The sequence below is a fragment of the Sphingobacterium sp. SYP-B4668 genome, from assembly GCF_027627455.1.
In the GTDB taxonomy this organism is placed as follows: Bacteria; Bacteroidota; Bacteroidia; order Sphingobacteriales; family Sphingobacteriaceae; genus Sphingobacterium.
Genome location: NZ_CP115483.1, coordinates 1,615,649 through 1,632,455, shown reverse-complemented (window position 1 = coordinate 1,632,455; position 16,807 = coordinate 1,615,649). Strand labels below are relative to the sequence as shown.

At 44.7% G+C, this 16,807-nt stretch carries 10 protein-coding genes; 2 read left to right on the top strand and 8 right to left on the bottom strand.

From position 1 onward, the window contains the following. Positions 1-11: 11 nt before the first annotated feature. Complete coding sequence (locus OQ289_RS06965; RefSeq protein WP_270090009.1) at positions 12-3,191, bottom strand: SusC/RagA family TonB-linked outer membrane protein; 3,180 nt, start codon at positions 3,189-3,191, stop codon at positions 12-14. Between the two features lie 20 nt (positions 3,192-3,211). Further along, positions 3,212-4,690 carry a glycoside hydrolase family 76 protein gene (locus tag OQ289_RS06960; protein WP_270090008.1) on the bottom strand — a complete coding sequence of 493 codons (1,479 nt, stop codon included), beginning with the start codon at positions 4,688-4,690 and terminating at the stop codon, positions 3,212-3,214. A 345-nt stretch (positions 4,691-5,035) separates the two neighbouring features. Between OQ289_RS06960 and OQ289_RS06955 the strand changes: the two genes are divergently transcribed. Continuing rightward, positions 5,036-7,522, top strand: a complete 2,487-nt coding sequence (locus OQ289_RS06955; protein ID WP_270090007.1) for a hypothetical protein — start codon at positions 5,036-5,038, stop codon at positions 7,520-7,522. Positions 7,523-7,545: 23 nt separating this feature from the next. Then, on the top strand, positions 7,546-8,058 hold the full coding sequence (locus tag OQ289_RS06950; RefSeq protein WP_270090006.1) for an NADPH-dependent FMN reductase: 513 nt from the start codon (positions 7,546-7,548) through the stop codon (positions 8,056-8,058). Positions 8,059-8,169: 111 nt separating this feature from the next. Here the strand turns inward: OQ289_RS06950 and OQ289_RS06945 are convergent, their stop codons facing one another. The 6 genes from OQ289_RS06945 to OQ289_RS06920 form a co-directional block, all read right to left on the bottom strand. Then, positions 8,170-9,156: a metallophosphoesterase family protein gene (locus tag OQ289_RS06945; RefSeq protein ID WP_270090005.1), complete on the bottom strand. Its 987-nt coding sequence runs from the start codon at positions 9,154-9,156 to the stop codon at positions 8,170-8,172. 86 nt (positions 9,157-9,242) lie between these two features. Beyond that, entirely contained in the window at positions 9,243-10,751 is a 1,509-nt protein-coding gene (locus OQ289_RS06940) for a Gfo/Idh/MocA family protein (protein WP_270090004.1), read from the bottom strand. Positions 10,752-10,791: 40 nt separating this feature from the next. Further along, positions 10,792-12,333, bottom strand: a complete 1,542-nt coding sequence (locus OQ289_RS06935) for a hypothetical protein (RefSeq protein ID WP_270090003.1) — start codon at positions 12,331-12,333, stop codon at positions 10,792-10,794. Then, on the bottom strand, positions 12,270-13,511 hold the full coding sequence (locus OQ289_RS06930; protein WP_270090002.1) for a DUF4998 domain-containing protein: 1,242 nt from the start codon (positions 13,509-13,511) through the stop codon (positions 12,270-12,272). The genes OQ289_RS06935 and OQ289_RS06930 overlap by 64 nt, the downstream gene beginning before the upstream one ends. Before the next feature lie 180 nt (positions 13,512-13,691). After that, positions 13,692-14,882 (bottom strand): DUF5000 domain-containing lipoprotein, encoded by a 1,191-nt coding sequence (locus tag OQ289_RS06925; RefSeq protein ID WP_270090001.1) that lies wholly within the window; start codon positions 14,880-14,882, stop codon positions 13,692-13,694. Between the two features lie 20 nt (positions 14,883-14,902). After that, the gene (locus OQ289_RS06920) at positions 14,903-16,801 is read right to left on the bottom strand and encodes a RagB/SusD family nutrient uptake outer membrane protein (protein ID WP_270090000.1); all 1,899 of its coding nucleotides are present in this window, start codon (positions 16,799-16,801) and stop codon (positions 14,903-14,905) included. Positions 16,802-16,807: the final 6 nt, after the last annotated feature.

The window sequence follows — 16,807 nt, the reverse complement described above, 5'->3', positions numbered from 1 at the left end:
TCCTTATTGCCTTAAAAAGTGAGTGACAAACCCATTGAATAAGTTTTGTTCAATGGATACATCCGTCCCAAATCATCATCCGGATGCTCAGGATCGACAAACTTGACCCCCGTGATCGTGAAGATGTTATATGCATTTGCAAACACACGTAGACTCATCGAAGACGTGGTCTTCCATTTCGGAAGCGTATATCCCAATTCCACACTTTTCAACCTTAGGTATGCTGTACTCACCCTATTAAAGGCTGAATTTTGCTTGGGGTATCTACCTGTATAGCCGTAGTAACCACTTACCCATTCGGTAGCCGGATCATAGGGATCTGCTGTCGGATCTACTGGATGCCAGCGATCCAGGTACTGCTCCAATGTACCGCCACCGTTGCTTCCCCAGATCGCGTATAGGGGTTCTTTGTATTCCATAGACCCCAGGGCCGATCCTTGAAGCAGCAGGCTCAAGTCAAAGTTCTTATAGGCTGTCTCCAAGTTTAAGCTAAAGTTTACCCAAGGTGTCTGATCCAAGGCAAATGGATGTTCATCTTGTCCATTGATTTCCCCGTCTCCGTTCCAGTCCATATACTTATAATCTCCTGGCAAGATATCCCGTTCTTTATAGATTGGATAATTACGGATGTCATTCCAGTCAGTATAGCGGCCTGCGGCCTCATATCCAAACTGGAAGCCTTGATAACGCTGGTTTAGGTTATCGTTACGCCATCTATCATACGAATTTTTATATGGTCCATTCTGAACCGCTGTCAAGAACTTATTCCGGGTTACTGTAGCAATTGCGCGCACATTGTACGAGAAATCGTTGATCCGATTACGATGTTTTAATTCCAATTCCAATCCATAGTGTCGGTCACTGTTTACATTTTCCAATGGAGCGGTTAAGCCTATAACGGTTGGAAAAGTCGAAGTTCGGCGTTCGAATAATCCCGAGCGTCTCCGATCGAAGTAGTCCAATGTAAATCCAAATAGACCATTCCAACCGTCAAAATCCACCCCTACGTTGAAAGTTTTCGCTTCATACCAAGTAATCAAGTCATTCGCTATAGCTTTACGATTTACCCCCGTCACAAATTTACCTCCAAACATGTACCCGGGTGCATATTGATTGTTATAGCCACCTGCAGCATTACCACTAGTAGCGGGGTAGATATATCCAGGCATCCATCCAAAATCCCATTCATTGGCCAGATCATCCCCCAATACCCCGTAGCTAGCCCTTACCTTCAATTGATTGACAAATGATAGAGCCGATATGGATTTAAAGATAGGCTCCTCTGAGATACGCCATGCTACAGATGCCGATGGAAAAAATCCCCACTGGTGTCCTTTGGCAAATCTTGACGACCCGTCATAGCGAAATTGCACTTCGGCAATATAACGGCCAGCATAGTCATAATTGGCTCTACCGATGAGTGCCTGCTTCGCTTCATCATAGAAATCACGAAGACCAGCTGACATGCCTACCATAGATCCGTCCTCCACACCTGCCAAGAGCTGATCCGCTCCGTAAGCCAGGTTCTTCAAGCCATAGAAATTATCCCCATCATTCTTTTGTGTCTCCCATCCGACAAGCCCCGACACTTTATGATTTTCGCCAAACGTCCGGTCATAGTTCAACATAAATTGTGTTAAGAGCTGCTGCTTATCAAACATTTCCCTTCTAAGTTGGTTAGGACTGCTCGGGCTATACAGACTTTGAATATATTTATTGGTTGTCTTATCCAACGCATACTGGTAATACTCCTTGCGGAATATCGTATTATTATCCGTTCGATAATCATAGCCAATCAATGCCTTAGCCGTAAATCCCTTCAGGGCATCCGTCAACGTACCCAAGTCATAGTTCAAAGAAGCCGAAGACTGAAACGTTTTCTTCTTGTATTTGCGATACCCGGATATATCTGAGGTCATCATGGCCACCGTATTTTGTTGGAGATCCAATCCCTCATAATTCAAAAGTGTGCCTTCTGGATCAGCATATGCAGGGAATAAGACCCCTTGCTTCCAATAGTTACGGATGATATCTACAGAGCTCGTATAAGGATTGTTCTGCACATCTGCCATCCCACTGAGGTTGACCTCAAGATTTAATCCCTCAGCTAGTTTAGCATTGATATTCGACCGCAAGTTGTATTTTTTATAGTTCAGGTCACCTGATTTAAAAAATCCCTCTTGGTATAAGTATCCGCCAGCCACATAATATTGTACACGATCACTTCCCCCCGATACGTTTAGGTCATGTTGCGTCTGCGGTGCATAGTCCGAAAAGACCAATGAATTCCAATCGGATGATTTGCGGGTCCCGTTTCTATAGTCCTCAAAGAAATCCTCTCCATAGATGAGACCACCGCCTTCAATCTTGTTCATGGATTTTTCATTGTATAACGTCATCGCTTCAAATGCATCAGCCAATTTGGGCATACCAGATGGTTTTTGAAACGTGTAGGAAGCATTGTATCCCATAGACACCTTTCCTGCTTTTCCCTTTTTAGTAGTGACTAATACTACACCATTAGCCGATCTAACACCATATATAGCCGCAGATCCATCTTTCAATACCGATACATCTTCAATATCACTTGGGTTGAGACGTTGAAAATCTTCCGTGGTACGTGGCACCCCATCAATAATAACCAATGGTGCCCCCATCCCCCGAATATCGAAATTTGCACTGTATGCACCGGGTTCTGCACTTTTCTGCCAGACACGCACCCCGGCAATCCTACCCGCCAACATATTCTGTGGGTTCTCGTTTTTTGTTTGGCGCATTTCAGAGCCTTTTACTCCCGATACGGCTCCCGTCAAGGTAACTTTCTTCTGCGTACCGTAGCCCACTACGACTACCGTTTCCAATTCCGTTTCCGAACTCTGGAGTTGCACCTGAATATTCGTTCGCCCTTCTATTCGTTCCTGCTTGGTTACATAGCCTACATAGCTAAATTGGAGAACTGTCCCACCAGTAGCCCCCAACGAAAAACGGCCATCAGCATCTGTTGAAGTCTCCGCTTTCACGGTAGCATCCAACACACGTACCACGACCCCAGCAAGTGGTGCACTATTCGCATCCACCACCCTACCTGAGAGGGTTCTTTGCTGCGCCCAAATTACGGACGGAACACATACAGCCATCAGCATCAGCAGAATGCCAACATGCCATCTTTTTGTACATTGTAGTTTGATCATAATGTTTATTTGGTTAAGAGTTATTGTGATTTTTCTAATTCAAATTGCGCAAGTACGGCATACTGTGCAGCATAGGTAAACATAAACATGGATTCCACACCATTCTTCTCTTTATCCTTGTCCCAACCGCCCAATAAGTTGGTTGGTAAATGGCCTTCGTATAAGTAATTGTCATAGCCATAGTCCAAGTTCTTTTGGAAAGAATCGAGATAGGTCGCTGTAGCTTTATGCATAGGTAGTACATCCATGTACCCACGCATCAACACTCCATTAAACCAATTGTTGAAACCACGCACATCATAGGTATAGTAGCCTGGCACGGTGGCGCCCAGTTTAGCAAAATGACGGAAACTAGCATCTGATAGTTCGCTGACGTCTCTTAAATAGGATTTGTCTCGTGTAGCTCGGTAGAGGTCAGCACCTCCTGATAGCATGGTACCACTATTGTAGCTGAACGTTGGGCCGAGCCGGTCTGTTAACAACGTACTTTTTCTATATTTCACACCGTTAATGGTCTCGTAGGCCAGGTTACAATCCGGTTGACAACCGCCCATCATATCATCATAAACACCTTGCGATGTAATCAGATATTGCTTCTGCCAATTGTATATCTTTTTCGCAAAAGCTAGGTAGTAATCACTCTTTTTTTCTTGCTTGGTTTTACGTGTCTTCTTATCTTTTCCATCGATATAGCGATGTTCGATTTTGTCAGACTTCCCTTTATACAGCTCATGTAGCCATACCAATGGACTCACCATCGGGCCATTGCTACAAGAATGCTTTGTGACATAACCTGGTCCCCAAGGTATACCTCCTATTTCGTCACCTTTATTGTCACGGCCGGTATCCCATCCATCCAATACATATGCTGTCAGATACTCCGCATGGGTTAAATATGCCTTTTCTCCGGTTAATTTATACGCTTCAATAAATTCGCGTATCAACCACATTTGATCATCATACACGTTCAATATCCCCGATACGTTTGCCTTTCCCTTCTGATTAACTCGATCCACAGCGTATACTGTCCATTCCTTTGTTTGCGTGAAAGAGGTAAGGTTGAATGTCCCCAGGTAGTATGCCGCATTATCATACAATTGATTTAGCAATGCGGTATAGCGGGTATAGTGTTTATCGTATAGTGTCGAATTGCCCTTGTCTTTTAATGTTTTTAGACTTTTCAAAATAGCATTGACCGCTTCTATTGACGAGCCATACATCCACACACTCCCCCTTTCGTCCGAACGTACTTTTGTAAAAGGATTGTAGAATCTGCCCATTTCCATTCCGTCACCTTTAAAATATACAGCTACGGTACGATCCACCAATTGTATAGCACGATCCAAATTTTGGACAGCACGATCTTCTTTATTTAGAAGAGTTGTATTTACAGTGGATATTGGGTGGGGGGGAGCAGTAAAACCATATAAACTTGGTACTGCTGCTGCGATCAAAATAGGCCATAAGCCCATTCGCATTATAGTTGCTTTTCTCCTCATATTTTAATTTATAATTCGTGGTATCCGAAAGATTGGTTCACCTTCGATATCGACCACAATATTAAGGGAGGATGATTAAATCCAGGGTTAAAAATGGGTTAAAATGAAAAGAAAAATGCTAACCCTATGCATTTTTTGGGTATATTGTTTCTTGTTTTTGTTTTGTCATATCGAGATTACAAAAACCTTTTAGTTTCAAATAAACTTAATTTTATATACTTTTACCCCTGCTGAATATTCGGTTATTTTAAATCCAAACGTCGACTACTCGAGAATATGCCCTTAGAGATTCCACAAATCCGTTCTTTAATCCTATTCTTCGGTAATTATTGTTGCAAACTAGCTATGAGATTATTCTATGTGCTCCTAATATCCTGTGTTTTTATTCCTCAGCTATCGCTGGCCCAGGGATTAAAATTCAGTGGTGGCCATGAGCTGATTGAGAATAGGACATCCTATGAAGTATTGAGCCGCAAAACGGTGGCCTATACCAACTACTTTGATATAGATTTCGATATCTCCCTATTCCCGCCCAATCCTATTGGTTATATCCTCCGGATTAAAAACGAGAAAAGTAATCGGGTTTTTAACCTTTTTTATGACGAAGAACAGGATTATTGCGTATTCCGATTGAATGAAGAAGGCAAGAGCAGTCTTATCACCGTACGAGTAGACCGCCATGAATTGCAAAACCTGAGTTGGTTCAAAGTGCATATCAAGGTAGATTTGCTAAAAGATGAAATTAGGCTACAGGTACACAACCGAGAATTAGTTGCTCAAGGACTTGACCTACCTGACACCTATCACCCTAAGATTATTTTTGGAAAAAGTGACTATCTGATTGACCTTCCAAACTTTGCCATCAAACATCTCACGATAGGCAATACCGAGCAGACGATTACGATACCTTTGCGAGAGAATGAAGGAAATGAGGTACACGACATACAAGGCCGCGTCGTTGGTGATGTATCCAATCCCGAGTGGCTTATTAACGATTCCTATAAATGGAAGTTTCTCACCACTTCAGCTTCACTCACCCAAGCTGGTTCCAATTACAATGACGTTCGTAAGGAGGTTTATTACTTCAATCAGGACTCTATACTCATATATAATGTCAAGACCCTAGAATCCAAAACCATCCGATACCCCTCAAAATGTCCAGTAGATCTGGTGGTCGGCACGAATTTTATCGACCCAAGTCATAATAAGCTTTATGTTTACGAGACCCATCATGTAGATCCCTATACCGGACCTTCAGTAGCCAGTTTAGACTTGGATACCTACACTTGGAAGATTGAGAGCTATGATCAGCTCAACAATGAGCTACATCATCACGGCTATTTTTATAATCCACAGAATCGACAATTCACTATTTTTGGTGGATATGGACAGATGCGCTACAGTGACAAATTTTATCATTACGACATCGACTCCGGAAGTTGGAAGATGGCAACCGATTTCAAAGAAAAAGTCATTTATCCCCGTTACTTTCTCTCCATTGGCTATTTAAAAGAACACAATACCGCCTATATTTTTGGAGGGATGGGCAATGAATCGGGCGAACATATCGTTGGCAGGAAATACTTTTACGACCTACATAAGGTTGACATTGACACCAAGCAGATTACCAAACTTTGGGATATCCCTTGGGCATCGACCAATATTGTTCCAGCCCGTGGCATTATTATTCCGGACAGCACACACTTCTACACTTTAGGATACCCTGAGCATGTATCCAATTCCTTTTTCAAGCTCTACAAGTTTTCCATCAAAGACGGCAGCTATGAAATCTTAGGAGATTCAGTAGCCATCTATTCTGACAAGATTACGACCCGTGCCCAACTCTACTACGATGCCCAACTGGGTAGTCTCTATGCCCTGGTTCAAGAATCAAAGAATGATGTCGCTTCTACCCTTAAAGTATATAGCTTAAGTTTCCCCCCTATTTCGTCGGCGCAGCTCAGTGACTACCCAAGTAATACGTCACGAACGAAGATTTTGATTGCTATCGTCCTTTTATTGGTGACAGTTGGCACTGTCTATTTCCTATACCGCAACAAGAAGAAAACAAAATCAAGGCTCCTTAGGCCCTTTTCATCTCCGTTGCCAGAAACTACAGTCCCTATCGACCGGGGCAATGCTATCTATCTATTCGGCGAATTTAAAGTATTGGATAGGGCCCATCGAGACATTACCCATCTTTTTAGTACCCGTCTCAAACAAACGCTTTGCCTAATATTGGAACATAACCTCACAGATGGCATTACCTCCAAGCACCTCAGCAGTATCCTATGGCCGGACAAGCCCGAAGACAAAGTCAAGAATTCACGCGGGGTGACCATTAATCACCTACGCAAGGCCCTCAGTGAGTTGGACGGAATAGAACTGGAATTTGACAAAGGCAAATTCAAGATTGTACAGACGGAAAGCTCGTATTGCGACTATACCAGGTGCATCCAAATACTGTCGACCGATGTGAGCAGCTGCCGCGACGAATTGATTCAGCTATTGAACAGGGGCCACTTGCTCCAATCGTCCAATGACCCTGTTTTTGACACCTTCAAAACCAATCTCGAGCGGATGTTAGAACCTGTCTTACGCGGCGAATTGGACAAAAGCATTGCCGCACAAACTCCGCATAGCACTGTATCATTGGCGAATACGATTTTTAGGATCGACCCCTTGAACGACTATGCCCTAGCGGCCAAAATACGGGCCTACATTACATTAAAGATGGATGATGAAGCACGTTCAACCTATCAATCCTTTACGCTGGAATATAAGAAATTAATGGGTGAACATTACCCATACTCTTTTCAGGAGCTATTATAAAACATACCACACACATTATTCCAATGCAAAATATCATCGCTATAATAGGTAGCGCCAGCGCCGACTCTTCAAGTCACAAGATTGTCCAATTCCTAAACGAGCAGCTTCAAGACAGCGCCCGTTTGTTCATTTTTGATAGGTTGAAAGAAATACCTCATTTTGACCCTGTGGAAAGTATAAATCAACCACCCATCGAGATTGTAGCCTTGCGACAGATTATCCAAGACGCTGATGTCGTATTGATCTGCACGCCAGAATATATCTTTAGCGTCCCCAGTGGATTAAAAAATCTCTTGGAATGGTGTGTTGCCAGTACCGTATGGATGGACAAACCTGTAGGTATCGTGACAGCCTCCGCCGATGGAGAGAAAGGCCATGCAGAACTGCAACGCATATTGCAAACACTAGGTGCAGCTATCCGTCCAGAGACCAGCCTACACATACGTGGGATAAAGAGCAAGATAGATGCTACTGGCCAGATTCAAGATGACGCCACTCGAACAGCACTTATGTCCTTTATGCAACATCTCCTGTAACATAAAGGACAATAAGATAGAATAGAACACCTCTGTATAATACCGGTATTTTAATCAGCCGACCTTAATCGATTCATATTTTTGCAGAAAGCACACCACAAATAAGGCAAGCTATTTTTTCGCAAACGGGAAATCCGTTTTATAAAGGATTGCACCATCAGATTCTCTGATATAGGTATGAAATGCCCTCACCCCCTCTTTTATCTCGATGATACGCGCTCCATTCTTTCCACGCACATATGTATTCTCACTTCCTGAAAAGCATCCATAGGCCAGTCCTACGCCAAGATAATCCACCAAATAATCATTTACATGATCATGTCCGACAAAGGTCCCCACAACGTCACCTGCAGTAGCCATCGCTACAAACATTCCCGAATTCACGATAGGACTTGCCTCACCTTCATAACGCACACCCAACCGCTTATTTTTCAAGTTATCAAAAGCCGTTTGGTATTCTGGCAACGGAATATGAAAAAATGCCAAGGCAGGTACGATAGAATCATTTTCAGACCTTACTTTTTTACTCGCATCGACATACCAAGAAACCTGGTCATGGCTAAACCAGTCGTATCCTGGTATTGATTTTACCTTACTATAAGCATTCGAGTCCATGATATACAGGGAGTATCCTGCTTTACCATTTGTCCCCATGATACTGACTTGTGCATTCAGCACGCCTCGTACTCCTTCTACCTCCACCTGTTTATTCACCAACAAAGGTTTTTGGCTGATATATTTCGCTATCTCCGGTCTGCTCCATTGAGCTTCATCATCATGGTTGCCTAGTGTCACCATATATGGGATTTTACGTGAAATAGCAGTTGCCAGCACCTCATCCCATCCTTGAGCTAAAGGATCAGCTACGACGATGTCACCCGTAAAGACAACCAAATCTGGTTTCTCCGCCTCCAGCGTCGCATTCATCATGTCTATAGATTTTTTCGAGGCTGCGACATTCGCTTTATAGTGAATATCTGTAAATTGTACAATTTTGTACTTACCGGATGTGTTAAATTTCAATTGCTGCGCTTTTACACTAGATAGTGTACATAGCAACAAGACAATGGGAAGCATGAGTTTCATTATGGGGTTCATTGGGTTCGATTTAACTGTAAAAATATAAAAAAATGCAGCACTCTCCAGTTTTCACCGGAAAATGCTGCGCAACAATATGAAAAAATTTAGCTGTTCGGCATCGGTGGCAAGCTGAACCCATTGTGATAGGTATGCTTTACCCACTCATTGGCCGCTTCCTGCGCATTCATCTCGATAAACCTGCGGTCGAACGTCGGGTCCCCATCGATGACCTTGAAGTCGTCGACAGATACGATGTTCAACTTGTCGTTGGCAGAGATGTTCGTGAACTGCATCTTCTCGCTGTCCCACAGCAATTCCCGGTGGAGGCCCTGTAACCGAACAGCCAGCACCCCCATCACCACCGTCTCGTTGAACGGACCCGAAAATCCGAAGTGAGAGCTGGACTCCTTACGGTTGCCGGCACTCTCCTTGCACGCACGTATCCAGTCCTGCTCATGTGCATTCGTATTCCAGATATCTCCGTTGCCCCCTGGGATACGGGCAAACTTGGCCTTGGGTTTCGTGAAATTGGCCATCCGCGATTTGGGCAAAAGGGTCGCGTTCATACCATAGCAGCCCGTCATGATCTTGCCCTTGGTTCCGATGAAGATGATACCTCCGTTGGAATCGCCCATCATCTCACCTGCGGCGAGTTCCGAAGGACGCGGCGGAAGCAACCCTCCGTCGTACCAGCTCACTTTCACCTCCGGCATCTTCACATTGCCAACGGCCTTGCGCGCCGGGAACGTGTACTCCACGATCTGCGCATGGGGCGGCGAGTACAGGTTGCTCAAAGTTGAGCTGCCGATCACCTTGCTCGGATATTTCAGGTCCAGTGCCCAGTATACCGGATCCATGATGTGGCAGGCCATGTCACCAAGGGCACCTGTCCCAAAATCCCACCATCCCCGCCAGTTCCAAGGGGTGTAGACCGCATTATACGGACGCATCTCCGCCGAACCGATAAAGCCGTTCCAGTCCAGGTCCTTGGGCACAGCCATATCGCCACTTGGCTTCATCAGCCCCTGGGGCCAGATCGGACGGTCCGTCCAGCAATGCACTTCGGTAACCTCACCTATCGCCCCGGCATGTATCCATTCGGCTATCTCACGGCACCAATCAAACGAGTTGCCCTGGTTGCCCATCTGCGTGGCCACCTTGTACTTCTTGGCAAGCTTCGCAAGCAGACGTGACTCGTAAACCGAGTGGGTCAAGGGCTTCTGCGTATAGCAGTGCTTGCCCAAGGTCATCGCGTGCGCCGTAACACCAGCATGCGAATGGTCAGGAGTAGCCACCATGATCGCGTCTATCGAAGGACCGAACTTGTCGAACATCTCACGCCAATCCCGGAAACGCTCCGCTTTCGGATAGTCCTGGAAGGTCTTGTTGGCATAACGCCAATCTACGTCGCACAGCGCAACGATATTCTCCGTCTTCATGTTGGCCAGGTTACGACGGCCCATACCACCGACACCGACACCCGCAATGTTGAGCTTGTCGCTTGGGGCTACATGACCCAATGCCTTCCCAAGCACGTGGCTCTGAACGATGGTAAAACCAGCGGCCAGTGCCCCGGCATTCTTAATAAATTTACGCCTCGATAGTTCTGTCATAATTGCTTGTATAAAGTTTATTTAAATTTTGTATCATTGATTATTCACTTGCAGGAAGGACCTTTACTCGAGTATCCTTCGCTATTTCATTTGCTGGGTATGATTTGAACAGCCACCATTGGGGGGTATCCTTCACATTGTTCACGCGCAATTCAAATCCATCACTTGGCCAATCCGTTCGTTTCAAGATAAGCCAATGTCCATCCACGGTTAGCTTAGCCCCCTCAAGTGGGAACAAACCTTCTTCCGTCAGTATCGACAGTTGCCCTTCGGTTATAGCTGCCGGATCTATCCGCTTATTGAATGCAATCCGTATTTCGCTCTCCCCTTGACGTGTACATTCCTTTACAAGCAGCGGTTCATGATAGATATGCCCCCCTAAATGATACTCATAGCTGGTCCATGTCACATAGCCATATTCTCGAGCGTGCTGATTGAATTTATCTATCCAATCCTTAGATTTGACCATACTCTGAATAGAACCAATGTCTGCTTGTAGGCCCAAAGGTACGTGGGGATGCACGCGTCGTACCTGATCCACAAAAGCTTGATAATGCTTCATATAATCTGGTGGGAGTTCCGATTCAGATTTTATCCAATCGGGCCAGTGCGTCTGAAAGTAATGCAGATCGGGCTTTACCCGTTCGATCATCTTTGCGGCATCCAGTCCTTGATATTCCCTTATTTTGCTAAAGGATTGCTCTCCTTTGTCTATAGCAAGACTCCAAGTCGCCACCAATGCATCTGGTCTAGCCTCTCGGATGCCATCTTTTCCGTTGATCAAATCATCCAAAAAACCGTTGATGATCTCGACCCTAAAATCAATCCATTTTTTATACCTATCGGGCTGCTTTAGGTAATAGTCGGGTGAGTCCCTATCTTGAAAATCGGGCATCCGCACCCCATACCTATCCAAGAATGCTTGAGCTGCCAAGGGACCTACATCACCATAGGTTCTTAGTCGAATAGCATCCCACTCCGGAAAGTAAGATTCGGCCAGTTCAATTCCATCAAATGCATAGGTTTTCATCAAACGCACCAATTGTTTCTTTTTCCAAGCCACAAAATCGGGATGGAAAGGAGTCAAAAATGTAAACCCCGAAGCCTCCCCAGTAGGACTATTGACCCTCATTTTCCAGGCTTCCCATCCCGCCGGATAGCGATCAGTGGAATAGGTACCATTTCCTAGCGTCATCAACCACACCATCAATCCCCTTTTTCGTATAGCATCGATCAATGGACCATTCACATTGTGCTCATTCACGACAAAATAGTGTACTGCTTTATAACCCGCTAGATACAGCTCATCCGCAATACTCTCTACCGATCTATTTTTGTAGTAAGCAAAGTTGGGGTCCACCTGTATCGTCAAGTCAGCCGCCTTGATACGCATCATTTTTTCTTTCGGAATGGTATAGCTACTATCCCCTTTTTGCAAAGGGGGCACTGCAACGCCTGAAGACACTGCAGTACAGGACAATATCAGTATGCTCAACCCAAATATCAGCCCCCTCATCATCATTCTGCTGGATATCCCCATAAGGTAAGCTCCGATATCATCACATTGTTGTTTCCCCCCCAAGTACTTTTTGTCTTAAATCGGATATACCGGTAAGGTGTCTCTGTATTCGCAAATGCAAAAGTTTCTCCGTTCTTTCCGACCACAATGTCTTCAGCGGTCAATGTACCTACGGCACTACCCGAAGGTTTGACCGAAGCAAAATCGCCTAGTAAGATCCATCCAGCCCAGCTTCCATCCTCGGCCGGAGCATTGCTTCCGTATATCTCGAAGGTCTTGGGCGCCCCGTAGTTAAACATCCAAGCATCAGCATGGGATAATTGTAGTACTTTGATTTTAGTCAGACGGTTGTTGGAGCCCAAATCAATCGTAAACCAATTGGGTAATGCAAGCCCCGGGATATTTGGATTTTGATAGAAAAAATTAGGATTTCCATTCGCATTATTATCCCATAGATTTTCGATTTTCCAAGAGCTAAATTCAGCTTCATAGGTATCGGTAGGGAGCAATACAGCTTTCCAACCTGTTTTTGAAACCAGCTGCTCCTGCACCAGCTCTTCTACTTCCAGTGTAGGCGTATAGAATTTATCCAGAGCCAGGGTATCCGGCAGAAATACCGATCGGTATTCAAATGTCCCACCTATTGGAAAATTTGTTAAGGTATCCCATTCGGCTGTTGCTGACACTACCTTTTTGACAGTTTTATTGTCCCGATCCAGATAGCTCAACTCCACTGCGTGTAGCGTCTCATCCATAAGCATCCAATTGATTTCCAGATTACGCCCCGTCCTCTTGATAGCCTTGTAAGTCCTGTTGAGCAGAGACTCCTGGTATTGCTGTCCATAAACTTGGCCAATTACATTGTTCAAGATTGATGAATTACCTTTCTTATCGAACAAGACGATTTCAAATTGATAAGTTCCTTCTACAAGATTATCAATATTGACCCGTATCGTATCCACTTTATCTGTTTTCACAATTGGCCCTGTCACGGAATCTCGCTTGTTATTCCAATAGACTTTATAACTATCTACTTTAGGGTCCGAAAGGACCAGCCACCCTATTTCTGCGCGATTACGCCCCCCGCGAAATACGATAGAATCGGCTTTCCCGATATAGGTAATCTCTCCACCTTGAAGAAATTCCTTGTAATGCTCATCCATCTTGGTACAACTTACCGCTAGACCTGCTAGGCCTACGGTCAAGATAAGTATGAGCACATAATATGGATTATATTTCATATCTAATTTTTCTTTTAAATTGTCATCTGCCAACTGGCCGACCCAAACTACATTATACCTGCTTTTCTATTTCAAACAGTAGGCATGCCGCCTCGCGGTCATTCGTGTTTGTGCAGCATGTGCTACATGAATATTTCGTATACGGATTCGTTTTATTCCACTATTTCCTGTTTCAGATATCTATTTTTGAATGGTCTGCCCCCACAAGGTCATTTCCCCCATAGCAATGGTCACTTGCCCAGACCAAGTCTTGAGCGTCTTGAAACGCAAGTATCTTACGTTTGGTGTAGAGACCGCAAATTCGAAATCCTCTCCCGCTTTGGCTACCGCAATATCTTCCGAAGTCAATTCCCCTAGTGGCAAACCAGATGGCTTTATCGATTCAAAAGAGCCCAGCAGCGTCCAATTGTCCCAACTTCCATCTGATGGGGGCGCATTGCTACCATAGATTTCGAATACACGGGGTGCGCCCGCGGCAAACATCCACGCTTCCGCGTACGCGAGTTGATTGACACGCATCCGGCTGATTTTTTGTACAGCACCTAAGTCTATTGTAAACCAATTAGGCACCTTTGCTCCTGGCAATCCCGCTTTCACATAGAAGATTTTATTCGGATCGTTATCCCATAGATTTTCAATTGCCCATGATGCATATTCAGGTTCATAAGTATCTGTCAACAAGGGGAAATGTTTAAACTTTGATTTATCAAGACGCTCTTCAAACAAAGGAGTCATATTGCGTAACAAGGTATCCGATCTGTTGCGCCATTTATCAGTGAAATAAAATCCGAACGCTGTTGGCTCTGCTAAGAGCCCGCGGACGGCATAATCCCGTCCTTTAGATTTTGTATATAACCGATCGTATAGTACCCACTCGTTTTCTGCATTTTTATATAAGGTATGCAATACATACTCACCTCCCATCGGGTTGACAAATCGCGTATTGATACCCCCAAAAGTTTCTTCTACCTCGAGTGATTCGAAGACATCTTCCAGATAAGGCTTCTCCGGCTTGATTTTAATTCGCAATGGTTCCGACATGTTTTCCGCTCGGTTGACACTGTACAGCTCTACCTCCACTTCTGCTGTACTTGCAAAACCATCCAATACCAGATAATTAGCATATACCGATGATTTGACCGTCCGTGTGCTCGTACCATCCCCGCTAGGAAACTTGGCCATCACATATAATAGTTCGGGGTCACCAGGCAACGTATAGGACACCTTCGCTCCTCCTGGTGTATTTTCTACATGCACACCAGTCACAGGACTCGGGTTCCCGTCAGATGTAGATAAGGGGCCATGATCCATTTCCTTACATTGCGTAAAGAAAAGAACAACGGCAAGTAATGATATGACGTGTATTTTCATGATTATTTTCCTTTATTAGTTTACCATCCTGGATTTTGTACCAGATTCTTGTTGACGATGAGATCGTGTTCACGGATTGGCCAAAAATAATCTTTCAAGCTAAAGCGTTGATTGAACAAAACCTTCTCCCGATAGTAGGCCTCTGAAGATACCTGATCCACATCCCATCCTTTGATCGGTTTGTTCAGTTGCTCAGGTGCCGTCTTCCATCTCCTCAAGTCCCAAAATCTCTCGCCTTCCAGTGCCAACTCGATGCCTCGCTCCTGCCGTATGATGGCTCGCAAGCCTTCCTTGGTATTAGGTTTCTGCGGATTTTTGGAATGTGCAGTCCAAGCAACTTGTACTGCAGGTAAACCCGAACGCTTACGAATCAAATCTAGATATTGGAAAGCATCCACAGATGGCCCACCCACTTCATTTGCAGCTTCCGCATACAACAGATAGAGATCGGCAAGCCGCAGCATCACCCAAGGCCAGTTGGTAGTCGTATACGTGTTTTGATTGACGGTAGTATTGGTATAATGAATATATTTTTTGGCATAGTATCCCGTCACAGAGTGCCAACTGATACCTTCCTTTCCTCCAATCTGCTCCTTTTTGATCTGCAAGTAATAGGGATCTTTGTCATCGTATCTTCCCTGTCCATACCAAACGCCGCCATCGAATCCCAGTGTTCCATAAAATCTGGCTTCTCTATTAAAGTGAATTTTTGCAGTACTATACCCCTCTTTCACCTGATATTTATCCGCTTCCGTCGCTACTTTCAAGCTGTACCTATCGTTGTATTCAAAGGCCTTATCCTCCTCAATGGGAACTCCATTTTTTGAATAAAATAGATCGGCTATTTTCATGGTCACCCCTATGCTTCCATTGGGCTCGGACACACCAATATGGGCTGGTTCGAGCACATGTGGAGCAGACCATACTTGGAGTCCACGGGTGGTGCTGCCTGTATTCGCCCAAATGATTTCTGGATTCCACCGATCCGTGATTGCGCCCCTAATATTTAGCGCCAATCGGGTATCCTCTGAGATATCCTTGGTCTGTAAACTCCCTTCAAACTCATAAAGTTTGTGCCCCATTTCATGGGCGACCTCGATAGCCTCCTTACACGCTTGTAGTGCTCGGCTCCACTTTTCTTGGTCGACGGTCGAGTTGAAAAGTACGACCCCGTCCTTACCACTGAAGCCCGCGTATTCCGTATTGCCATTAAACAATGGACTTGCTGCATAAACCAATACCTTAGCCTTGAAACCCTTAGCTATCGGCATGGTGACACGGCCCAATTCCGAATTTTCATCACGCACATTCTTCCGTAGGTCGATAGTCGCATCGTCAATGACACGGACAATATAATCGAACACCTTATCAACAGGTTGACGATATACCCGCACTTCTTCGCCCGATGCTGATATGGGTAGGTTGACGTCAATGATGGGGATCGGACCGTACATCCGCAGCAAAAAGAAATGATAGTAGGCTTTCAAAAATTTCACTTCCGCTTTCCATTGTCGCTTCTCCACTTCATCCATGTCCGGCACCTTTTCGATATTCTCTAAAAAGATATTACATTGACTGATACCCATCCAAAGATTAGTGGAGGCGTTGTAGCCATTCCAATAATCCAATTGCGGATTGTTGACATTTTGTTGCCCCAAGGCCGTCACCCAGTTATTCCACCAATTTTTATCTTTTGATAGCCAAAGCTCATCCGCCCCAAACATGCCCGGATTTGCATACATATCGCCTAGTTTTGGCATAAAAGAGTAACATGTTGCCAAGTACTTTTCGGCCGTCGTCCGCATCCGAAATGCATAATCAATCGTGGCCACATTATCTGGTACGATGTCAAGATATTTATTACAGGAGGTGCTCATGATCAAGAGCAGTGCTATCTGTAGTCTTACAAGTATTTTCATGATCAT